18 protein-coding genes and 1 pseudogene are annotated in these 23,348 nt (G+C 40.0%); 13 read left to right on the plus strand and 6 right to left on the minus strand.

Annotated features, from left to right (window positions below; translation table 11 throughout):
• Positions 1-28: 28 nt before the first annotated feature.
• From A391_RS14475 to A391_RS0113015, 5 genes and pseudogenes are all read left to right on the plus strand, one after another.
• Positions 29-175 (plus strand): annotated as a pseudogene (locus A391_RS14475) (tRNA 2-thiocytidine(32) synthetase TtcA); the annotation flags it as partial.
• Positions 176-319: 144 nt separating this feature from the next.
• Entirely contained in the window at positions 320-1,612 is a 1,293-nt protein-coding gene (locus A391_RS0113000; protein WP_019899823.1) for a site-specific integrase, read from the plus strand.
• Positions 1,596-3,125 (plus strand): hypothetical protein, encoded by a 1,530-nt coding sequence (locus A391_RS0113005; protein WP_019899824.1) that lies wholly within the window; start codon positions 1,596-1,598, stop codon positions 3,123-3,125. Before A391_RS0113000 ends, A391_RS0113005 begins: the two co-directional genes overlap by 17 nt.
• Complete coding sequence (locus A391_RS0113010) at positions 3,118-5,544, plus strand: hypothetical protein (RefSeq protein WP_019899825.1); 2,427 nt, start codon at positions 3,118-3,120, stop codon at positions 5,542-5,544. The genes A391_RS0113005 and A391_RS0113010 overlap by 8 nt, the downstream gene beginning before the upstream one ends.
• A gap of 2 nt (positions 5,545-5,546) precedes the next feature.
• Positions 5,547-5,972 (plus strand): hypothetical protein, encoded by a 426-nt coding sequence (locus tag A391_RS0113015; RefSeq protein WP_019899826.1) that lies wholly within the window; start codon positions 5,547-5,549, stop codon positions 5,970-5,972.
• Here the strand turns inward: A391_RS0113015 and ttcA (A391_RS0113020) are convergent.
• Together ttcA (A391_RS0113020) and A391_RS14040 are read right to left on the minus strand one after the other, a co-directional pair.
• Positions 5,969-6,814 (minus strand): tRNA 2-thiocytidine(32) synthetase TtcA, encoded by an 846-nt coding sequence (gene ttcA / locus A391_RS0113020; RefSeq protein ID WP_019899827.1) that lies wholly within the window; start codon positions 6,812-6,814, stop codon positions 5,969-5,971. The two genes, A391_RS0113015 and ttcA (A391_RS0113020), sit on opposite strands and share 4 nt — an antisense overlap.
• On the minus strand, positions 6,811-9,447 hold the full coding sequence (locus A391_RS14040) for a type I restriction endonuclease subunit R (protein ID WP_019899828.1): 2,637 nt from the start codon (positions 9,445-9,447) through the stop codon (positions 6,811-6,813). Before A391_RS14040 ends, ttcA (A391_RS0113020) begins: the two co-directional genes overlap by 4 nt.
• A 497-nt stretch (positions 9,448-9,944) precedes the next feature.
• Here A391_RS14040 and A391_RS14215 point away from each other — a divergent pair, with 497 nt between their 5' ends.
• The 3 genes from A391_RS14215 to A391_RS0113040 are packed head-to-tail and all read left to right on the plus strand — an operon-like array spanning position 9,945 to position 11,853.
• Complete coding sequence (locus tag A391_RS14215; RefSeq protein ID WP_019899829.1) at positions 9,945-11,039, plus strand: type II secretion system protein; 1,095 nt, start codon at positions 9,945-9,947, stop codon at positions 11,037-11,039.
• Positions 11,040-11,054: 15 nt separating this feature from the next.
• Positions 11,055-11,243: a hypothetical protein gene (locus tag A391_RS0113035; protein WP_019899830.1), complete on the plus strand. Its 189-nt coding sequence runs from the start codon at positions 11,055-11,057 to the stop codon at positions 11,241-11,243.
• Positions 11,191-11,853, plus strand: a complete 663-nt coding sequence (locus tag A391_RS0113040; protein WP_081621936.1) for a prepilin-type N-terminal cleavage/methylation domain-containing protein — start codon at positions 11,191-11,193, stop codon at positions 11,851-11,853. Before A391_RS0113035 ends, A391_RS0113040 begins: the two co-directional genes overlap by 53 nt.
• A 1,116-nt stretch (positions 11,854-12,969) precedes the next feature.
• Here A391_RS0113040 and pqqA read toward each other — a convergent pair.
• A complete protein-coding gene (pqqA, locus tag A391_RS14725) occupies positions 12,970-13,041 on the minus strand; it encodes a pyrroloquinoline quinone precursor peptide PqqA (RefSeq protein ID WP_012777389.1) in 72 nt (23 codons plus the stop codon).
• 462 nt (positions 13,042-13,503) lie between these two features.
• On the opposite strand from pqqA, the gene A391_RS0113050 reads away from it, so the two are divergent.
• On the plus strand, positions 13,504-13,962 hold the full coding sequence (locus A391_RS0113050; RefSeq protein ID WP_019899833.1) for a YybH family protein: 459 nt from the start codon (positions 13,504-13,506) through the stop codon (positions 13,960-13,962).
• 188 nt (positions 13,963-14,150) lie between these two features.
• Here A391_RS0113050 and A391_RS0113055 read toward each other — a convergent pair whose 3' ends face one another.
• Positions 14,151-15,104, minus strand: coding sequence for an AraC family transcriptional regulator N-terminal domain-containing protein (locus A391_RS0113055; protein WP_081621937.1), 954 nt, complete (start codon positions 15,102-15,104; stop codon positions 14,151-14,153).
• A 157-nt stretch (positions 15,105-15,261) separates the two neighbouring features.
• On the opposite strand from A391_RS0113055, the gene A391_RS0113060 reads away from it, so the two are divergent.
• The 4 genes from A391_RS0113060 (at position 15,262) to topA (ending at position 21,704) form a co-directional block, all read left to right on the plus strand.
• Positions 15,262-17,217, plus strand: a complete 1,956-nt coding sequence (locus tag A391_RS0113060; RefSeq protein ID WP_029144189.1) for an SMP-30/gluconolactonase/LRE family protein — start codon at positions 15,262-15,264, stop codon at positions 17,215-17,217.
• Positions 17,218-17,399: 182 nt separating this feature from the next.
• Complete coding sequence (locus tag A391_RS0113065) at positions 17,400-17,729, plus strand: SMR family transporter (protein WP_019899835.1); 330 nt, start codon at positions 17,400-17,402, stop codon at positions 17,727-17,729.
• A gap of 489 nt (positions 17,730-18,218) precedes the next feature.
• Complete coding sequence (ttcA, locus tag A391_RS0113075) at positions 18,219-18,995, plus strand: tRNA 2-thiocytidine(32) synthetase TtcA (protein ID WP_019899837.1); 777 nt, start codon at positions 18,219-18,221, stop codon at positions 18,993-18,995.
• A gap of 111 nt (positions 18,996-19,106) precedes the next feature.
• A complete protein-coding gene (gene topA / locus A391_RS0113080; protein ID WP_019899838.1) occupies positions 19,107-21,704 on the plus strand; it encodes a type I DNA topoisomerase in 2,598 nt (865 codons plus the stop codon).
• A gap of 138 nt (positions 21,705-21,842) precedes the next feature.
• Here the strand turns inward: topA and phoU are convergent, their stop codons facing one another.
• Together phoU and rpiA are read right to left on the minus strand one after the other, a co-directional pair.
• Positions 21,843-22,550: a phosphate signaling complex protein PhoU gene (gene phoU, locus A391_RS0113085; protein ID WP_019899839.1), complete on the minus strand. Its 708-nt coding sequence runs from the start codon at positions 22,548-22,550 to the stop codon at positions 21,843-21,845.
• A gap of 81 nt (positions 22,551-22,631) precedes the next feature.
• On the minus strand, positions 22,632-23,291 hold the full coding sequence (rpiA, locus tag A391_RS0113090; protein ID WP_019899840.1) for a ribose-5-phosphate isomerase RpiA: 660 nt from the start codon (positions 23,289-23,291) through the stop codon (positions 22,632-22,634).
• Positions 23,292-23,348 lie beyond the last annotated feature (57 nt).

Here is a 23,348-nt window from a genome sequence, read left to right on the forward strand (position 1 = left end):
TTGTAATATATTTTAGATTTAAAAGACTATGATTAAACACCTACCAGACAACCATTCGAACAATTTCATCAAACTACGCAATAGTTTGATTAGCGCCACAGGCAAAGCCATTGGCGACTACAACATGATTGAAGAAGGCGACACCGTACTGGTATGTATGAGCGGCGGCAAAGATATTAGCACAACAACAACAATGTAATCTTTAATATAAATAAATATAATATAATCATGATGTTAAGTTTAAATAAAATTTATATTAAAAAAAATAAAATTATGCCTTATAATATATTTGAGCATATGTATTTTATGTAAACATTTAATGATTGAAAACCTTACAGCGCAAACAAGAATTATTATCGAAGATATCGGCTCTGGAGTTAACAAACGTTCAGTCAGAAGAGCCGTACTTTTAGATACTCGCAGCGGTCTACTATGTGAGTTGCCCACTTTATATGTCTATCGAAATTTAGGCCAAAAAAGCCATAATACTCACCTTGCAATCCTTAGAGATTTGGCATTCTACTTAGAATGGTCACTAATAAAAAAATCAAGAAACCCTAATTGGATAGCACCAGAAACACGGGTGAAGAATAATTCACTTGCATTAACAAGAAGAGAAATTGATGAATTCAGTGGTTGGTGCGACTTCTCTTCTAAAGAGTTAGCCAGAATTCGTTCAATTGACAACCCTAAGCTTCATAGCATTCCATCTGGTATTTTAGTAGACATTTCCACATCTAACGCTCGTTTACGAAATTTATGCAACTATTTAATATGGCTTACTCAAGACTTTATTGAAGGTGCGCTGAATGTAGATGACAAATCTCTTATTAAAAGTGAAAAATATAAAAATATAATTTACGAAGCCTTTGAAAAAAACTATAAGTCAGATAAAAAACCTGCACCAGTGTATTCTTTGGATTCAAATCAAACAGCGACTTTTTTACAAGCAATTAGCTCTAACAGTATTTTTCCTAATACCAATCATGGTAATAGGGATAAATTAATTGCCAGATTTCTTTATGAAACTGGACTGAGAGCAGGCGAATGCCTTAAAGTAACTTGCGCAGACATTAAGTATAACTACGAGATACGTCCTGGCAAATTTATAAACATAATAAGAGTTAGACATAAACCAAATGATAATGCAGATCCGAGGACTAAAGAGCCTTTATCTAAGACTCTTTCTGGGGATCTAGCCGTTAGCAAGAACTTAACCGCGGATTTAATCAAATATATTACAAATGAAAGACGTCTTGCGATTTCATTAAGCTCTAATATAAAAGAACATCCTTATCTATTTGTTTGCCAAAGTGGTCCAAGTATTGGAGAACCAATTTCACAGCGCAACTTGAATAGAATTATTTCAAAACTCAAATCGTTAAAAGAATTTCCAACATGGTTTACACCACATTCTTTGAGGCACACGCACTTAACTGAGATAGCTAACATTGCTCATGAAAAAGGTAAAGATGTAAGAAGCATTTTAATTCAACGTGGCCGATGGGCTAACACCTCCACAATGCCTTCCAGATATAGCCAAAGACACATCATTGATCAAGCTGCAGAGCTAATTGAAGAGAGAGACCGCATCCTTGACAGCCTCAAATAAATTTAGCGGATATGACACATTTATAGTTTATTCCAATGAACTTATTCCTGAAGATTTCCCTAAAAGAATCAGACCGATTGATAGCGGTAAGTTAATTGATGTCAACTTCGATCTTATGACATTAAAGGGAGATGCTGGTGACGCAAGTATAAGACTAAACCAATTATCAGTTGGTTTAACGAAAGCTACCAGTAGCATTTTTTACTATGTCGTCATTCATGCATTAAATGGAAGAAGAAAAATATCGACAGTTAAACGTTGGATTAATCAATTCTCGATGTTTATAAGAGTCATAAAAGAATTAGTCCCAAACCAAATATCCTGTATCAATTTAGCAATGTTTAATTGGTTTAACCAAGATAAATCTCCCTCATCACAGAAGTTGCTTAGATCGTTTATAAAGTATTGGATTGGTCTCAATATCCCAGGAATTGATTTAGACCTTAAGAGCTATATAAAATCATCAAAATCACCCAAGCCCAAAAGCACTATAAACATCCAAAATTCCAATCCGCAAGAGCGTCCATTCAGTATGCAGCAAACCAGAAATATCCTTACAAATGTTGAAAGCTTATACATATCAGGTGAATTTAATCCACAAGATTATTTAATGTGGAGATTAATTATTTCTGAAGCAATGCGACCGTCGCAATTACAGTTATTAGAATTTGGAGACCTAAAAATTGATATGGATATAAATGGCAACTTGGTTAAAGTTCAAGTTAATGTTCCCATAGTTAAACAAAAAGCCACCCCGGCGCGAGAATACATGATGGAATACACACTTTCTGAGCCAATTGGTAGAGCGGTAGTAGAGCATATAAAATACATATCGAGTATTACAAAAAAAGAACCAGAACGTACTTTACCAATATTTTGCATTGCAAGAAAAGGTGCGGGAAAGCAGGTTCTTGTAAACAAAAATGGTATTAATATTACTAGCCGAATCATGAATAGTCGAAAATATATCGCTGGTATTGATGAAGAGCCTCAAGATTTAAACTTATTTACTAGAAGGTTTAAACATACGAAACTAACCCATTTAGCGATGTTAGGTGCGCCTCTAGAGGTTTTAGCAAGGGCTGGATTTCAAACGTCCACTGGATCACTAACACATTATGTCAATTTAACTGAAGAGGCTTTCGTTAATTATGAAAATCAATTATCAAGCCATCATGAGAACTTACTATCAGCATTCAGAGGTAAAGTAATTAACAAAAACTTCTCAACAAATCCTGATCTAGACCACCGGATTTTAGATCCAGATATCGATAAAGATGTTGGATCTTGCTCGACTAAGCCATGCAATGTACTTACCCCATTTGGATGTTATATTTGTCCGCGTTTTGAAGCATTTAAAGATGGGGCGCATCAGGCCGTTCTGGATAGCTTACTTTCCAAAAAGAAAAAATTAATAAAACTGAAACTTCCTCTTGAGGCTATTACAAGAGATGACTACCTTATTGATGCCGTCAGTTCTGTAATTTCTAGTATCAAAGAACAAAATGGCTGAGAATTTACCTTTATTCCTTGTCCATTCCGAGCTGGATGTTCTAGATAGGTTTGAAAAATTCATCAACTGGGGTTTACCATTTGGTACGGCAAATATTAACAACATCCATGCAGATACCTTTGAAAAAGAACTTCCATATTTTGAGTACTCATCACGTTTCATTCCTCACAGTCACGACTCAACAAAATCATTTTTTCTCAAACAAGAGTTTCTAAAAGATGGCTTACTATCTACGACTAAACTATCAACAAGATTGCTTGACGCAGATAACTTCATCACAAGCAAAAACTACTTATTGTTTGCAAAAGCTTATATCAACGTAATGATTTTCTACAGAAACCTAAGGTCAAAACCAAAATGCATCTCACTGGCTTTAATTTATCTTGAAAAAGCGCTGCGAGTATTAAATTGCGACAGCAATAATCTTAACCAAATAAAACTCATCACCTTCCAGCAAGCTTTAAGATGTATTCAAGAGAGTAATTACAGCCAAGGCATCAAGTATGACACCGGCAAAGAACTAGAAACTCTTGCTGGAATGTTACAGTCTGGACACCACACCAAGACGTTCAGATTTTCTGGCAAAGGATTTAATCTTCTAGACAAACCATTCTCTTTCGTATCCGATATACAAGCTAAATCGCGCAAAAAAGCTATCGCTGTTGATGATAGTGAATTTAATCAAAGAGCCTCATCACGAATATCTAATGAGGAACTTGCTGCCGTTGGCTTAGCCTATTTCAAATCTCTTGATATAGATGGCGGAATAAGCAAGACAAGCTTTATGGCTTCTATTTGTGGGCTTTCTTTTACAACTGTCTCAATGAGAATATCAGAAACATTACTATTAAGTAGAGATGCACTTTATAGTGACCAAGATAATAAAGAGCGTACTCGAATTAGATTAACGCGCCCTAAAATTGATGAATCACAGAACCTGCCGATACCTCACAAGCTATCAAACTTAGCCAAGGAAATGTTTGAAAACATACTGCATTTTTCACAAGGTGCACATGAAGCATTTAAATTTTATCTAGCGAAATTTCCAAACTCATTTTCAGAAGTAAACGAGCTATATATCCCCTTACACCTAAGAGATATTTTTAATAAGGAGTATTTATCAAAAGAAGATGTACTTTTTGTTCTAGCATGCCCAGACTCTCCCTACTATTACTTCCCAAGTCGATTAGCAAAACTATCAGTACATATTTTTATAAAAGAACCTAATGACATTTCTAATCTTGTAAGCAAAAATTTTAGAAAACATAACGCTCCTTACATTCGGATTGACGAGTTCGAGAAAGCTAGTCAAAAATATAAGTTAAGCATAAATATGCCTCAAAATATTGATAAGACTAAATATATAACTTGCGTAATGGCCAGAAAGTATATTGGAAAAGGACACAGCCATCTAAAAATATCTCATCCTATTTTTAGCGCCTCGCTTAAACCAGGTTGCTATATCAAATCTAAAGACCTATATAATTTTTTATTAATGCAATTTAAACAAAGCAAATTTATGCATTGGCCGTACACCTCAAAAGATAAATCGACAAAACTTGATAACGCACTTTTAGTTTCATTCTTACCAGATAATACAAAAGGCATTGGCACAGGCAACGAGATAGCTCAATGGTGGCGTCCTGAGGCACTCTCAGGACAAGTCATTAATGCTTGGCTTAGCCAATATAACCAAGGACCTGCTAAATTATTTTTCAATCTTAATATTCGATTGAGCGATGGATCATACCCATCGATAACTCTACATAAAACTAGAAAGTATCATCAAACAGAAGCATTATTAGCTGGTGCAAATGAAAAATTTATCGATGAATTAGCCGGTAGGAAAAATGGAAAGCAATCAGAACATTACGACCTTCGCACCCCACACGAAATAATTTCACAATCTATAGAAACTTTTGATCCTGATGTTGATTTTAACGTAATCGGCCCAGTCGCATTAGAAGCTCCTCCAAAAGTAAAAGTTATAGCACGAAAAATATTTCTATATGAAAATGCGGCGCCAAAGCACATCACTGAAGTAGGAGGGTGTAGAAGTGATTGGTCAATTAATCCATGCGAGATGTTCGGTGACTGCATGCGGTGCAATAAATCAGTGTGGCAAAAAGGTGATAAAAAAAGATTACCAATAATTCATGACATGCGGAATTACTCCATTCACATGATTGAACAAGCTAACTATAAAATAGCCGAAGGGAATGGGCACCTCCCAGTTAAGAAATACTTACAACAATTCAAGGACACATTAGAACGTTGTGAGCAAATACTTGCTATTGAAAATGATGCGTCTGTGAAAGTTGGTACTATCGTTACTTTTTCTGCGCCTACTGGTTCATTCAGCGTTTCAGAATTAACCAATAAACTAAGAGTCGAAAATTGTGAATGTAGCAAGGAATAGATATGGGTGCTAAGAAGATTTCCATAAAAGACGAAAACGAAATACTTCAGATATTGCGTAAATGGCCAGCTAGTAAATTACTATCATGGGAGGACCTAAGGGTGCATTTGGAAAAGACTCTTAAAAAGGGTGACTCAACCTGGTCCCGCCAATCACTTTCACGAAACGAGAACATTCACATATCGTTTAACGAAGCGAAAAGGCGTCTAAAAGAAAGTCGTAATGCACATAAAACCAATCCAAAATCTATCAATGAATATGAACAAAATATCCAAAGCCTTAAATCTGAACTAGCAGAGCTAACTACTAAATATGAAACCCTATTGCATAGGCATACACAGTTGATATACAACGTTTCTCTGATTGAAAAAGGTAATCACTTGTTAAATGACCCTTTACCAGACAATACGAAAAATCAAACCGGCTAATCTACAAAGTTAATTGTTTTAAAATCTTCTTTCACAACCATATCTGTATCGTATGCAACTTTAGATTTCGAAGTGAACGTTGAAAAATCAAACATTTCTCTATCCAGAAGATGCGAAGGTGCTACGTTGCAAACTGCTCTAAACATGTTTTCAACTCTTCCAGGATGTTCTTTATTCCACTTAACTAAAAGTTCTTTCATAACCTGTCTTTGTAGATTTGGTTGTGATCCACATAGGTTGCATGGGATTATCGGAAAACTCATCATCTCAGAGTACTTCTTTATATCTTTTTCTGCGCAATAAGCCAAAGGTCTTATTACAACGTTTTCTCCATTATCTGATCGCAATTTTGGCGGCATCGCTTTCAAACTGCCACCATAAAACATATTTAATAATAGCGTTTGTAAAATATCATCCCTATGATGCCCAAGTGCTATTTTAGTGGCGCCTAAATCTTTTGCTGTTTTATAAAGAATACCTCTGCGTAATCTAGAACACAATGAACATGTAGTTTTACCTTCTGGTATTTTATCTTTTACAACGCTATATGTATCTTGTTCAACAATTCTAAAATCTACTCCAATACTTTTTAAGTAATTTGGTAAAACTTCTTCAGGAAAACCGGGTTGCTTCTGATCCAGATTTACAGCAATTACTTGGAAATTAATAGGGGCAATTTTAGAAAAATACACCAACGTATCCAACATGGTGTAACTATCAGCACCTCCAGATAGACACACCATGACTAAATCTCCATCTTCAATCATGTTAAAGTCTATTATCGCTTTACCAGTTTCCCTACGGATTCTTTTTTGTAACTTATTAAAACTGTATTGATTCATTTATTTTCACTAAAGTTATTTGAATATACCCAAGCATCACCTAAAGTTTGAGCTTGTTGCAAAACCAACTCCACAGCCTCATTCTGTTGGTCTGGTGGATACTTGTATTTACGCAGTATGCGCTTAACTAACAAGCGTAAACTTGCACGTACACTGTCCCTAATAGCCCAATCAACAGTTATATTTTTGCGCAAGCTTTCAGCTAGTTCATGTGCAATTTTCTTTAGCGTTTCATCGCCTAGTTCACGCACAGATTCTTCGTTATTGGCTAGAGCATCGTAGAAAGCCAATTCGTCATTACTCAATCCCAGATCAGCACCTCTGTCGGCCGCTTCTTTAAATTTCTTGGCCATTTCGAGGAGCTCTTCAATGACTTGAGCAGTTTCGATCGAGCGGTTTTGGTAGCGATTAACCACGTTAGCTAACAAGTCCGAGAACTTAGTTTGTTGCACGATGTTTGTAGCGAAGCGGGTTTTAATTTCACCTTCTAGCAGGCGTTCCAGCATTTCTACAGCAAGATTGCGCTCAGGCAGGTTACGCACTTCGTTTAAGAAGTCTTCATCCAGGATACCAATATTTGGTTTATCCAGTCCGGCAGCATCGAATATATCGACTACTTCCTCGGACACCACGGCTGAGCCTATGATCTGCCGTATTGCCAGGTCGCGTTCTTCGTTGGTTTTTTTCTTGATGCTGATTTCTTTTTTGGTTAGCAGCACTTTCACTGCCTGGAAGAAAGCGACTTCTTCACGTACAGCCTTAGCCTCATCTAAAGTGCAGCACAAAGTAAATGCTTTTGACATTGCCAGCGCAGTATCGCCAAAGCGTTTTTTTCCATCCTTAATGCCGAGTACATGGTTAGCCGTTTTTGCTAAAACACTATGCCCGCCTGATAGAAAGTTGCTGTAATCAAAGCCGTGCAACATCGCGCGAAGTACGTCGAGTTTCTCTTCCAGCACTGCATAAGCTTCGTGAGCATCAACCGTAGGTCGGCCACGGCCATTACTAGCGGTATATTCTTTGAGTGCCTGTTTCAGATCGTTTGCGATGCCGATGTAATCTACAACCAGGCCACCCTGTTTGTCGCGGAATACACGATTTACCCTGGCAATCGCTTGCATCAGGTTGTGCCCCTTCATCGGTTTGTCGACATACAGCGTATGTACGCACGGCGCATCAAAACCAGTCAGCCACATATCGCGTACTATGACTAGCTGTAGCGGGTCGTCAGGGTCTTTGAAGCGTTTTTCAAGGCGTTTTTTAACTTGCTTGGAGTATACGTGCGGTCTGAGTAATGGTTTGTCGCTGGCTGAACCAGTCATAACGACTTTGATTGCACCTTTTTCTGGATCTTCATCATGCCAGTCCGGGCGCAGTTCGGTAATCGCGTTGTAGAGGTGTACACAAATCTCACGACTCATGGCGACAACCATAGCCTTGCCGCTTTGTGCCTTGTTACGCTCTTCAAAATGCTCAACGAGGTCTTTGGCTACTTGCTGTATGCGTGGAGCAGCACCAACAATGCTTTCGAGTGCAGCCCATTTGCTTTTTAAGCGAGCCTGCTGGTCATCTTCTTCATCTTCGGCCAATTCATCTACTTCAGCATCAATCTCAGGTAACGCTTCTTGATTCAGTCCTAACTTGGCAAGGCGTGACTCAAAGTAAATTGCGACTGTAGCGCCATCATCCCGCGCTTGCTGCATATCGTAAACGTGGATGTAATCACCGAAGACGGCGCGAGTATCACGGTCTTCACTTGAAACCGGGGTGCCAGTAAAGGCAACAAAGGTAGCGTTAGGCAGAGCATCACGTAAATGTTGAGCGTAGCCTACCTGATAACCTTTGGCATCGCCCTTGAATTTGGCTTCAAAGCCATACTGGGTTCGATGCGCTTCATCAGCAATTACAACGATGTTGTAGCGGTCTGATAATACAGGGAAGCTATCTTCATCTTCGCCTGGCATGAACTTCTGAATGGTTGCGAACACGATACCGCCGGAAGGACGATTGGCTAGCTTTGCACGTAAATCTTGGCGCGTTTCACCTTGTACTGGCTGCTCACGTAGCAAGTCCTGCGAGAGCGAGAATACGCCGAATAGTTGACCGTCTAAATCGTTACGGTCAGTAATCACAACAATGGTCGGGTTTTCCATTGCAGCTTCAGTCATGACACGCGCTGCAAAGCATGTCATGGTAATGCTCTTGCCTGAGCCTTGCGTATGCCAGACTACGCCGCCTTTATGATTGCCATCTGGACGCGATGCATTTATGACCTGGTTAATCGCTGCACGCACTGCATGAAACTGCTTACGAACTTCCAGCACCAATTTGCTCTTGTTCGCAGCAGTTGTCGCGAATAGCATATGGCCAATATCTAGGCCGACAGCATCTGCTAGAGCGACATCATCCGTTACGGTTGACAGGGTGAACGTCTTTTTGTTGTAGTGCTTGCACTGGATGCCTACATTTATTTTGCCATCGTGGCCGAGGATGTCAATTCCGAACTGGGACTGTCCTGGGCCTCCCACTCTGCTGCAAGAGGAGTCATTCCACATCCGACGGTATAGAGCATGACACATCGCCTCAAAATCACTTTCATTTTCTGGTTTTGTTAGTTCATTACTTACTGCCATGCTTGATTCCTGGTCGATGATTTTTGAGTAAGGTGCTTACTCTTGATACAGTGTAAAACATACGGTGTGCCAGTGCAAAGATACCTATGATTCATTGCTACATCTTCAAACCCTCTAGCACATGTCATTAGCTCATTATGACGATTCTTAGGTTTAATTTCGATGTCATTACGAGCGAGTATGTTCTAAATCTTATGAAGTCCCAGCGTATTTTTCGACCGTCAGCTAAGGGGATTTATAAGCCTTCGGCAAATTAGCGGGACAAAGTCCCATACAGATTTGGCACGTCAATATTAGCAGCCAGCCAATAGTTGTCCTTAGCTATTTATATCAATATTATTTTTTGATAACGATGTAGTGCACCAGATATTCATACTTGCCTTTAATTTACCGAAATTGCTACAGGAAGAACTAGTTTGCAACGTTATTTAAAATTACTGCATAATATTAGTAGATAAATGTGTGCTTCAAATCTAGGTCAGTTTTATAGGGGTAATATGCGAACGAAATACCAGCCAGGCTTCACTCTTGTAGAAATGGCCGTTGTGGTCTTTTTAATAGGGATTCTAGCCACAATGGGGTTATCAGCTGCAAATGCCCTACTTGCAAGCTCTAGCATCAGTAATACCAAAAAGAAGCAGGAAGTGATTAAGGATGCTTTAATCGCGTATCTTGGAACCAATAAACGCCTACCATGCCCTGCCATCAATGAAAATGGGGTTGAAGCAAATAACGGTGCAGTACCAAGCATATGCACCGGATATTTTGGATTATTGCCCTATCGAGCGCTAAATTTACCAAAAAGTGCTGCACTTGATGGATGGGAAAATATATTTTCATATGCCGTTTCACCGCAGTGGACATTGGCTTATGCAAACGTAGTTACTGCCACTTCATCAAGTAATCCAGGCATTGCCTTTAATACCGGCGATGCCGGGGCATTGCCAGTTAGTACCAGAACACCTGCAACTAATCCGGTGGCAACTCCTCTTGGCAATGATGCTGCAATAGTAATCTCACATGGTCATAATGGATTAGGCGCATTCACCAATAAAGGCACGCAGACAAACCTGCCAGTTGCCGGGACAGATGAACTTGCAAATGCGGTCCCTGCAGGATTTGCAGTTCCTGCTACATTTTACCATCGTGAATATACTGATATTGATGTGGCTGTATATGGTGGTTTTGATGACGTCTTATTAAGATTAAGTCCTACTGAAATACTAGCGCCATTGGTTAAAGATGGTTCTCTTAAATCCACAGAGGCGCAGTGGGCTGAACAAGTTGAAAGTATCAATGATGCTCTAGCAAGCTTTATGTTAAACCCAGGAACAGTAAATTGTAATCCGCCAGCAACTCAAGGGGATTTTAATAATTTATTGATAGCAAACAACATAAATTTAGTTAATCCGTGGGGAGATCCAATTACTTATGTTCAAGTCATAACGCGCTTAAAGAGTGATGGCGACACAACACCTGGAGCAGCTATTAATCCATACACATTATCTACCATTGGAAGGGTTATGAATTATCCAACCATAGTAACTTTCTATGGTAAATATAAAAAAATTATAGAAAACACTTGTCCATAAACTTGGAGTTATTCAATGAATTTCAAATTAGCACTAATTTTAACGCCAGCATTTTTCATGCTTTCAATTTGGGTACTCGCCCTATCAAGTAGTGTATTGCTAACAACCATTGGTCTAGTTAAGTTAGCACTATGGGCAGCACTTATGTCTTATGGCGCTGCATTATCAGTCACGATTTTTGTTAAAGAAATCATCGTTAAATAAATTGAAAGCTTTCAAAGCATTCACATTAATAGAAATGGCCATTGTCGTAATGATAATTGGCTTAATCTTAGGATTCGTAGCATCACGCAGCAGCTCATTAATAGGTAATTCAGAAACTACAGATACCATTGCTTTAATTAAAGACTTGAATGATGCAGCTTCCAGCTTTAAAAATAAGTATCACTATTTACCTGGTGACTTACCTCTGGCCGGTGATGATATTCCTAATGTAAGTGCTGGTTGCAGCCTTGCAGTAAATACAGCATCAATAGGCAATGGCCGCATTGATACAGCCACAGAAGTCGGGTGTGTAGCTGAGCATCTAGTGCGTGCTGGAATGATTAAAGGCACGATTAATGGGATATTCACCAGAAGCAATAATTCCAATGTGGCTGATGTATTTATTACAGCTCGTAGAGCTGCAGGCTCCCTGCCAGTATCTGTAATAAACGAAATACAGATAAATAACCTATCATGCGACACAGTACGCACTATTGATTCAAAATTAGATGATGGCGATATTACTGCAGGCAGAATCACTGCATCAGTTGCTGCATGTGTTCCAAATGGTGCAAATGATCCAGTTCCAATACTAGATATTGCTATTTAACTTTATATTGAAGGTCTACTTTGGGTTGATGTCTGGCGATGTTTAAATAAAACTGAACGTCAGTTAAGCGGATATTTCAGCCATCTGTAAGCGATAGTAATTAAACGCCAATGCTATGCAGTAGTTTATTTAGAAATGCATGACTCAGAAATACTAATTTGTGGCTACTTTAAAATAATAATCGGTAGCACCCTTAGGCAAAAATACTCAAACATGCGAATTAATGTCGAAAACATGTTGCGATTACATCATTCCAACAGTGACAGCTGTTGTGTATCTAAGTCTATATACCATGAATACGCGAGGCACTAATGAGTGTTTTTTCCTGAATAGAACAACCTTTTATTAAACAAGAGAGTCTCTGCTACCTTATTTAAATCTTGCACTTAATAGCAATCTGTTACCCAGTCCATAAGACTCTCCTAAGTTTTTGTAAGCATTAGATATACGAACGTGAGAAAAATTTGATGTAACGATTTCATTTACCAGATTATTATCTAGAACTCGCACATTAACCAATCCCAAGCCAACTTTGTTCTTCAGCAATCTTCTTGTGATAAGTCGTTTTCTTGTTAAGAGAAATATGCGTATCTATCCTAAGAAAGCGAGTGATACTTGTTTTCCATCGATAAAATTTTGTCCATGAGTTCATTGTTAGCTTAAATTGATGTTTTGTTAGAAAACATATTAGGCTTCATTTATCAATTAATCCAATTGGTTGTTTCAATGCCTATGATTAGTAAAACTAATCAATCGGAGACGTCAGCTGCGATCTATATTGCTATGAAAATTAACTATGCCTGTAACAATGGAGATGCTAGAAAATGGATTGCAGTTACTACGGGTACAATAAATACTGCAGTAACAAACATTACTGTAAAGAGTATGCGTAGGAACTTGTTAGTCTCAAACAGCGTAATATCGCGGTTTTCATCTCTATAGTTTGGATATGTATTCATTTAAATCCCCTGAAGAAACTTTTGATTTCTTTGTTATAAAAGTTTGAAGTGGGTAACTTCAAAAAAAGTTTGCATATAGTGATAACTATATAAATCTAATATGTCATAGAAATGACAAAGGGAGCATAAGCTCCCTTTTGTGAATTCCGCTGAGGAATTACTTATTCATGACGTACATTGTTACTTCAAAGCCAAAACGCATTTCAGTCGCTGCTGGTGTTGTCCACATAATATTCTCCAAAGTGTTATCTGTTTTGAACTGACGATATATCTTTTCGATCCAGTTCATTATGCGCTCACCTCAAAATACAGCACTATTGGTACTCATGATTGATCCCTCAGTAAAATCATGAGCGAGAGAAAATTTAGCAAACTTATCATTTAAGCCGACCTACTCCAGTCCCTAGCGATTTTTTAATGCGTGCTATCAAAACATTAATAACTGCTAAGTAATGGCAAGAGATATATTGCTTCAAATCCTTAGAAAATTAATACATAAGCTGAAAGATTAAATTTGCATTTAGTTAGCCAGCTAACTATAATGAGCCTAACTAGAGTTTGGATCATCTTCATATTTCAGTTGATGACTGCTAAGTTCTGTTATTAATGATGCTTGGACAAATTAGCTGCAAGCGACATGAAAAAATATTTATTTCATGGTTTTTTACACTTCAATTAAGGATTACCCCATATGAAATCACTGATTAAAAACACACTCGCGATAATAACTTTTAGCCTTGTAACAACAAGTATTGCGTTTGCTGAAGAAATGACTGCCAAAACAACGGTAGAGTCATTAAACAATACTTGGAATAAAGCCTTTAATAATTCAGATGCGAGTTCACTTGCGAGTTTATATGCAGAAAACGCTGTACTTTCCCCAGGCAACGGCAAAGTTCTGACTGGACGTGCAGAGATTCAGAATTTATTTAAAAGTTTTTTTGAAGCAGGTTTGAAGAATCATCAATTGGAGATCGTCACAGTTGATGGTGATGATGAAACGCTATATCAGGTCGCAAAGTGGAGCGCTAGTGGTGCTGAAAAGGATGGTGTAACAGTCACTTACAGCGGCATTACGACTAGTGTTTTTAAGAAAGATGGAAATGGTAAGTGGGTAGCTCGCACTCACATTTGGAACGCCGGCAATTAAACTCCTCAAGAGACTAGTGCAGCATTCTGCAAAATGATAAACCCGACCATCTTTGATCGGGTTTAGTTTGTCTGTTGATATAAGTTGTAAAGCACCAAGATTCTGTCCACTCTTCCTAAAAGTCCACAAAGTTTGAGTTTTGGTAGTCCGCTTTGCGGATTAAGCAGAATATGGGACAAAGCTCCTCTTCACGGCTGAACGGTTACATATTTAGAAGCCGGGTCGAAGGGTAATGTGATGAGTGATTCTCGCATAGCAGCCATATCTTCCATTGGGGTTTTACCAAACAGTCGTTTAAATTCACGGCTAAATTGTGAAGGACTCTCATAGCCAACTTTAGCGGAAGCATGCGCTGCTGAAGTACCGTCTTGAAACATGAGTAACCTGGCTTTATGTAACCGCGTTGTTTTCAGATATTGTATTGGAGATGTTGCAGTCACGGCTTTAAAACTGGCATGAAAGGCAGCCAAACTCATCCCGGTTTCATCAGCCAGTTTCGCGACGTTAAGATCATCTGCAAAATCAGAGTGTATCCTTCGCAAGGCCTTACTGATTTTACCCAAGTGATTTTGCTGGCTTAGTAATGCGCGAATAGCTTCACCTTGATTGCTGATTAAAACCCGATAATGAATCTCCCGCAAGATTGAATGGCCAAGAATATCCGTATCGTTAGCCGAAGTTAATGCTTGCAACAGTCTTAGTACTGTATTAGAAAGCTTAGCATCCAATGGGGTGGATACCATCCCATGAGTTCCAAGCTCAGAATGGGAAGACCCTTGATCAAGCATCAAGATCAGCTCGGAGAGAATGGGTATATTAATGCGAATCGAAATACCCATTAAAGGCTCTTCTTCACTGGCGATCGTTTCGCTTTCAAACGGCAGTGGAACCGACAGCACCAAAAAATGCTGCGGGTTGTAATGAAAAACTTCTTGACCTAAATAACCAATTTTACGACCTGAGCAAATCACCACGATGCTTGGTTCATATAAAACCGGACTGCGCGGCAAAGAGCGGTTCCAGCGCATGAGCTTCACACCTTCTAAAGGGGTGAGAGTAAAGCCTTCAGTCGGCGCCAAACGCTTAAGGAGGTCGCATATGTCGCTTTGATCGGACTCCTGCCAGCAGTTCATCTTAGTCATAAAAATTATATATTTAGGTTACAAAACTATATTATATCAACTATAAATTCATATTTATAAATAGTTTTAGGCAATAAATAAGGAGTTTTATGTATTCAAAAAATCTCATTGCCTCAGTAAACTACTATTGGTCTAGTTTCGATAACAAGGAGTAAATATGAAAGTGCAATTAAACCTACTTGCATTCATGCTGGGAACAGCATTTAGTGCGGTATCGCTAAATACTTATGCTGAAGCAGCAGATGCCCAGGCGAATTTAAGTAAATTAAACGTCCCTGCAGGCTTTAAAATCGAAGTCTATGCGGATGTGCCAGATGCACGCCAAATGGCATTAGGTACCAATGGAAATATATATGTCGGCACGCGTGGCAATAAGGTCTATGCAGTCGTTGACAAGAACAAAGATCACAAAGCAGATCAAGTAATTACCATATTAGACGATTTGAACATTGGTAATGGTGTGGCGATGTACAAGGGTAACCTGTACGTGGCAGAACAGAACCGTATTACACGTTATGCTGCGCCAGATTTTGATTTGACACTGCCATTCAAGCAAATGCGCGAAGTCATCTATGACAAGCTGCCGAATAAGGCTCACCATGGCTGGCGATATATCGCTTTCGGTCCGGACAACAAGCTATATGTAACAGTGGGTGCGCCTTGCAATATTTGTGAAACAAAAGGGATTGAAGGTTCTATCATCAGAATGGATCCGGATGGCAGTAACGTAGAAACCTTTGCAAAAGGCGTTCGCAACTCGGTAGGTGTCGATTTTCAGCCAGACACCAATGTGGTCTATTTCACCGATAACGGCGGCGACATGATGGGCGACGATATCCCGCATGACGAATTAAACGCAGCGGTCAAAGCAGGCCAGCACTTCGGTTTTCCTTACTACGCTGGCGGTGACGCTCGTTCCCCGCAGTTGAAAGATAAAACACCACCAAAGAATGTCGTTTTTCCGGCAGCTGAGTTTCAGGCGCATAGCGCCAACCTGGGTTTTAAATTCTATAGTGGTAAACAGTTTCCTGAGGAATACCAAGGTAGCGCAATTGTCGCCCAACATGGGTCATGGAATCGCAGCAAGCCGGTTGGTTATCAACTGATGAAGGTGAAATTCGACGCCCAGCATCGCGTGACTGGAACTGAGGTGTTCATTGATGGCTGGTTGAATAATGGCGAAATCTGGGGACGCCCAACGGATGTGCTGCAATTGCCTGATGGCTCATTGCTGGTATCTGATGACTACAACGGCGTGATTTACCGCGTTAGTTATGGCGAAGGTAATGCTGACGCTAAAGCACCAGCTACTGCTACAGCACTTGGCACTGTAACGGGTTTGAAAATGCCTGAGTCTTCGATTGCCCATCCGGATGGGCGTATATTTGTTACGGAAATCGGTGAATTCGGCAAGAGCGGTGACGGTAAGGTGACTGTGATTAATGCTAACGGTTCAAAATCTACATTAGCTGATGGTTTGAATGATCCAAAAGGAATCGATATGTTCAATAATCAGCTGTATGTTGCAGATATGGATCAGGTAGTACGTATTGATCTGCAAGGTAATAAAACGGTAATTGCAAAACCATCAGATTTCCAGAGCAAACCAGTTTTTCTGAATGACATTGAAATCGATGGCTTAGGCAACGTGTATGTATCCGATAGCGGGGAAGATAATGGTAAACATGCTGCCATTTACAAGATTACGTCTCAAGGGCAAGTGGTGCAACTCATCAGCGATAAATCCGGCATAAAACGCCCAAATGGTTTATTAATGGATGGCCCCAATGCATTATTGGTTGCAGACTTTGGTACAGGAAAACTGTTCCGCATAGACTATTCTGAACAAGACGGCAAAGTTAAGTCTAATTTGACGCTGCTGAATCAAGGCTTTGGTGCTGCTGATGGTTTGATACGTGATCCTAGCGGTGTACTCTACATCAGCGATTGGGCTGGCGGCAAAGTTTGGCAATTAAGCGAACCCAAGGCGACTCCGCAATTGATTAGCGAAGGAAATCAGTCGTCAGCAGACATTAACTTATCAGCCGATGGTAGAACGATACTGATGCCCGATATGAAGGCCGGGACATTGGTTCCAATTTCAATTCGTTAATTGATAAAACAATATAAAAGGCCGGAATTCCGGCCTTTTATATTTTGAGATGTTACATGAATGATGCATGCGACTTGTGCTGCAATTTGCCCACAAGCTAAAGCTTTTGTCTAGACTGTGCAGCATACAATAATAAAGTCATAATCTGACGCCTTGAGATGTATTTTATATTGGGAAATTAGATGAACAAATGGTTAATATTAGGTGCAGCAATTGTTGCAGAAACCATTGCTACTGCGGCATTGAAGTCAAGTGAAGGCTTTACGAAACTAATTCCTTCTGCGGTTGTGATAATAGGATATGGAATAGCATTTTACTTTCTTTCAATAACCTTACGCTCGATTCCAGTCGGTATTGCTTATGCAATTTGGTCAGGCGTAGGAATTGTTCTGATTACTATTATTGGCTGGGGATTTTTTGGTCAGAAACTAGATATTCCCGCACTTATTGGCATTGGTCTAATTATCGCTGGGGTCGTAACGATGAATGTTTTTTCCAGTTCAGGACACTGAAACTGTAAAAATCAAGGTTAACTGCAGCGTTCACTTGAGGCCGTTGTAGTGTATTTCAAATTTAAACTGGCCGTCAGCTATGCGGATATTTCTGCCGGATTAGTTTTAATTATCAATTTTGATGGTAGTTAATTTTTGGAGTGATCTTGCAATTGTGCAATGCGCCGTTGCACAATTGCCCATGATGCCGTTGAACGAGATGTTGAACTTGGGCTTATAGATTACATATCCAAATTTAGGCTAGAATTCGGCAAGGGTTTTGCATATATGGGACCATTACACTGGATACCTGTTGCTAGATGGGATGTATTTGCATTAGGTCAGTGCAAGAATAAGAAATTAATATTTCAAGTAAACTTTAAATCACAACTAATGTAAAGATTGAGCTTAAAATGTGCATAAAGTTAACATTTATATTATTATGTAAACATGAATATTAGTTTTCTATATGATTTTATAGTATTTTTTTCAAGATTAGCTTATGGAGTTATGCTAATAAGTAAAGACTCTCATGCCATGCTGATGATTCTGCTTGCATTGCAAGAGCGCGCTCCTATCAACTTTAAACTGATTGCGATGAATCTTGATCAAAAGCAACCAGGTTTCCCCGCAGATATATTACCTGCCTATTTTGAAAAATTAGGGATTGATTACAGGATTGTAGAAGCAGACACTTATTCAATCGTTAAAGAAAAAATTCCAGAAGGCAAAACCACATGCTCGCTTTGTTCACGCCTGCGTCGTGGTGTCATCTATACCACCGCTAAAGAATTAGGCGCAAATAAAATTGCACTGGGCCACCACCGTGATGATATTGTTGAAACCTTATTCCTGAATTTATTCTTTGGCGCAAAAATGAAAGCCATGCCACCAAAACTAGCCACCAATGACAAACAAAATATTGTGATTCGTCCGTTAGCTTATTGCAGTGAAAAAGACATTGCCAGCTACGCGCGTCAAATGGAGTTTCCAATTATCCCTTGCGATTTATGCGGTAGCCAAGAGAATCTACAACGCCAAAAAGTGAAAGACATGCTACAAAACTGGGAGCGTGAGCAACCTGGGCGGATTAATAATATTTTCCGCGCCATCACCAATGTAGAACCATCGCATTTAGCTGATACTAATTTATATGACTTCAAAAATCTGAGCCAAGCTAAGGCGGATGATGAAGATCCCTTATTTGGTGACATTGCCAATGAAGGCGCTGCATTGAGCTTAGCCAACACCGAAGGCAGCAAAATTGAGTTTATTCGCAACAAATAAGGTAACAGGCAAAATTTTTCACACTATATCGCTTAAGTTGTTGTATTTTAGGCAATGTCCTTGTTATCATCCAAAATGTTAGAAAAGCAAACTCCTTAATATTAGGCATTCATGTCCAAACTACTTATTGTTGAATCTCCATCTAAAGCAAAAACGCTCAAGAAATATCTCGGGAGCGATTTTGAGGTGCTTGCCTCTTATGGACATGTTCGTGATTTAATTCCTAAAAATGGTGCGGTAGATACCGAAAACCAATTCGCCATGAAGTACGACATCATTGAGCGGAACAGTAAGCATGTGGACGCGATTGCAAAAGCAGTTAAAAGTGCCGATAGCATTTACCTAGCAACCGACCCGGACCGTGAAGGTGAAGCTATTTCCTGGCACATTGCCGAGATTTTAAAGTCTAAGAATCTCCTCAAAAACAAACTCATGAAACGTGTCGTATTTCATGAAATCACCAAAGGTGCTGTAGAACACGCGATTGCCGAGCCACGCGACATCTCCATGCCAATGGTCAATGCACAACAAGCACGCCGTGCGCTAGATTACCTTGTTGGTTTTAATTTATCGCCATTACTGTGGAAAAAAATCCGTCGCGGGCTATCAGCTGGCCGCGTGCAGAGTCCAGCCTTACGCCTGATTGTTGAGCGCGAGTTAGAAATTGAAGCGTTTAAATCACAAGAATATTGGTCTATCCATTTAGATGCATTAAAACATCAACATGGTTTTAAAGCTAAACTGGTACAACTCAACAATCAAAAAGTTGAACAATTCACGGTCATTAACCATGACCAACAATCTGACATTGTAGGTAAACTGCTTCTAGCAAGTGCGGGCAAAACGACAGTGTCGCGGGTTGAAAAGAAACAACGTAGCCGTAGCCCTGCTGCGCCGTTTACCACCTCAACTCTACAACAAGAAGCGGTCCGTAAATTGGGGTTCACCACCTCACGTGCGATGCGTGTGGCACAACAACTATACGAAGGTGTTGATGTAGGTAGTGGCACCGTAGGCTTAATCACTTACATGCGTACTGACTCATTTAGCTTGGCTGCTGAAGCTGTCATGCAGATTCGTGACTACGTTAAAAAGAATTTTGACGCCGATTACTTACCAAAATCACCCGTCATGTACAAAACCAAGTCTAAAAGTGCACAAGAAGCGCATGAGGCGATTCGGCCTACGGACATCTCACGTACACCAGCCAGCGTTCGCCAATACTTAAACGACGAACAATTCAAGCTGTATGAAATGATTTGGAAACGTGCACTTGCTTGTCAAATGGCACCCGCTAAATTTGATGCAGTCAGCGTAGATTTAAGCGTGGGCAGCGATGCAAACTTGTTCCGTGCAACAGGTCAAACACTTGTATTTCCTGGCTTTATTGCGGTATACATGGAAGGCTCAGACGACGAAGAGGAAGAAGATGAAAGCAAATTGCCTAATCTCGAAACAGGCGAAGTCCTCACTGTCGAGAAGATTTACGGTGACCAACACTTTACCGAACCACCTCCACGCTACTCAGAAGCTAGCTTAGTGAAAGTGCTAGAAGAGTACGGCATAGGCCGCCCTTCTACCTATGCGAGCATTATTAGCACCCTGCAAGACCGCGAATATGTATTGCTGGATAAAAAACGCTTCACACCAACAGACGTTGGCCGCGTTGTAAACAAATTCTTAACAGAACATTTCACCAAATATGTGGACTACGACTTTACAGCGAATCTTGAAAACGCGCTGGATAGCGTGGCCGAGGGGGAGCGCGAGTGGATTCCACTCATGGATGAGTTCTGGAAAGATTTCAACCAGCAAATTCACGACAAAGCGGATGTTGATCGCCCAGGCAATGAACTGATTGATGAAGCGTGCCCGAAATGTGGAAAGCCCCTACAAAAACAACTAAGCAGATTTGGTAGCTTTATCGGATGTACAGGTTATAACGACACACCAAAATGTGACTACAAACGTAGCATCGACGGCACAGCAAACGCAGGTGCAGATCCAGTAGCAATTGGTGTAGACGCAGCGACAAGCAAAGAAATCTACTTGATGAATGGCCCTTATGGTCCATACCTACAAGTAGGCCTTGCTATAGAAGGCGAGAAAAAGAAACCAAAACGGGTGAGCATTCCAAAAGAAATATCGCTAGCGGATCTCAACCTAGACACAGCAAACATGTTGCTATCTTTACCACGCGACCTAGGCTTACACCCAGTCACTAACAAAAAGATTATTGCCAATATTGGGCGTTTTGGTCCTTACATCAATCACGATGCAAAATTTAAATCAATCCCTAAAAACCTTAGTGTATTTAGTATTGATTTAGACGGTGCAGTAGCCCTATTAGCACAAGCGAACACTGGCCCTGCACCACTTTGCTCACTTGGTAGTCATCCAACTGAAGATGGTCAAATTGAAGTATTTGCGGGACGCTACGGTCCTTATGTGCAACATGGAAAGATTCGTGCAACCCTACCAAAAAGCATAGAGCCTGAATCTCTAACAATGGAAGAGGCGCTAGAACTATTGAGCGCAAAAGCAGCGAAAGAAACACCTGCGAAGAAATCAACTGTAAAAAAAGCTACCGTCAAGAAAACAACAGCTACAAAACCAGTGGCGGAGAAAAAGGCAAGCTCAGCCAAAGCTAAACCTGCAACAAAGAAAGCAGCACCCAAGAAAACTACAGCGAAAAAAACCAGCACTTAAAAAATACCATCTAATTTGCAGTCCTGCATTGAGACAGCAACATCGATTGATTAGACAAATAAAAAAGCGGTTTTAAAACCGCTTTTTTATTTAATTCATACAATGCCTCAAGTACCTCAATACCGTTTTACTCAAATACTAAGGTTCAAACGTTTCTCTTTCCATTTCTTGGACTGAGATATGGCGAACGTCTTTACCCTTCACCATATACACGACGTATTCAGCAATATTCTTAGCATGATCACCGATACGCTCAATTGCTTTAGCAACAAACAACACTTCAAGCGACATAGAAATCGTACGTGGGTCTTCTAACATAAAGGTAATCAACTGACGCATCGCAGAGCGAAAGTGCTCATCCACTTGCTCATCTTGTCTTGCTACTTCTACAGTTTTGCTCACATCCAATCGAGCAAAGCCATCTAGCGCTGTGCGCAACATCTCTCGAACCAATGCCACCATCGATTTAATTTCATTAAAGCGTGGCTTGTACATGCGATCTTCATCAAAAATCTTTTGTGCAGTACGGGCGATTTTAGTTGCTTCATCACCGATACGCTCAAGATCCGTGATGGTTTTCACCATCATCATCACCATGCGCAAATCACCTGCAGCAGGCTGGCGGCGCGCGATAATCTGGCTACACCCCTCGTCGATCTGCACTTCGAGTGCATTAACAAGATGATCGTTACCCATCACTTCTTTAGCTAGATTTGAGTCTAGCTTCACCAAGGCTTCAAGTGCTTGTACGATTTGCTGCTCAACTAAGCCGCCCATCTCAAGCACTTTGCCTCGTAAAGCCTCTAACTCTGCGTCATATTGCTTAAAGGTATGTTCAGAATGCATTTTTTAATTTCCAATATCTGCTAATCAACACAGTCTAACTAGACAATATGACAAAATTATTACAATTCAATGATTAACGCTTTATTTCTGATAGGTTTTTACACCTTCAGCAGTTGCAAGCAACAATACATTAGCTGGGCGAGCAGCAAATAGACCGTTAGTCACCACACCCACGATTTGATTGATCTTCGCTTCCATCGCAACCGGATCAGTAATCGTTAAGCCATGTACATCAAGAATTAAGTTGCCGTTGTCAGTTGTAAAGTCGCGTAATTGCGGCTGACCACCTAGTTTCACTAACTCGCGTGCAACGTGGCTTTTTGCCATTGGCAACACTTCTACAGGCAATGGGAATTTACCTAACACTGGTACATATTTAGTCGCATCACAGATACAAATAAACTTTTTCGCAACAGCAGCAACAATCTTCTCACGAGTTAAAGCGCCACCACCACCTTTTAGCATATGCATGTGTTCTGTAATCTCATCAGCACCGTCTACATAAATCTCTAAATCATCTACAGAGTTCAAGTCAAATACTTCAATACCATGGCCGCGTAAGCGTTGTGCAGTTGCTTCAGAGCTCGCTACCGCACCGTCAATTTTATGTTTCACTTTTGCCAACTCTTCAATAAAAAAGTTAGCTGTTGAGCCGGTACCTACACCAATGATGCCACTTTTTACATACTCCACTGCCGCTTTTGCTACTTGCTGCTTTAATTCGTCTTGTGTAAACGCCATTTACTTAATTCCTTATAAATTCTTTATAATGTCAATCAAACCATAACTATACACCGC

The organism is Methylotenera mobilis 13 (assembly GCF_000384255.1).
GTDB classification, from domain to species: Bacteria; Pseudomonadota; Gammaproteobacteria; order Burkholderiales; family Methylophilaceae; genus Methylotenera; species Methylotenera mobilis_B.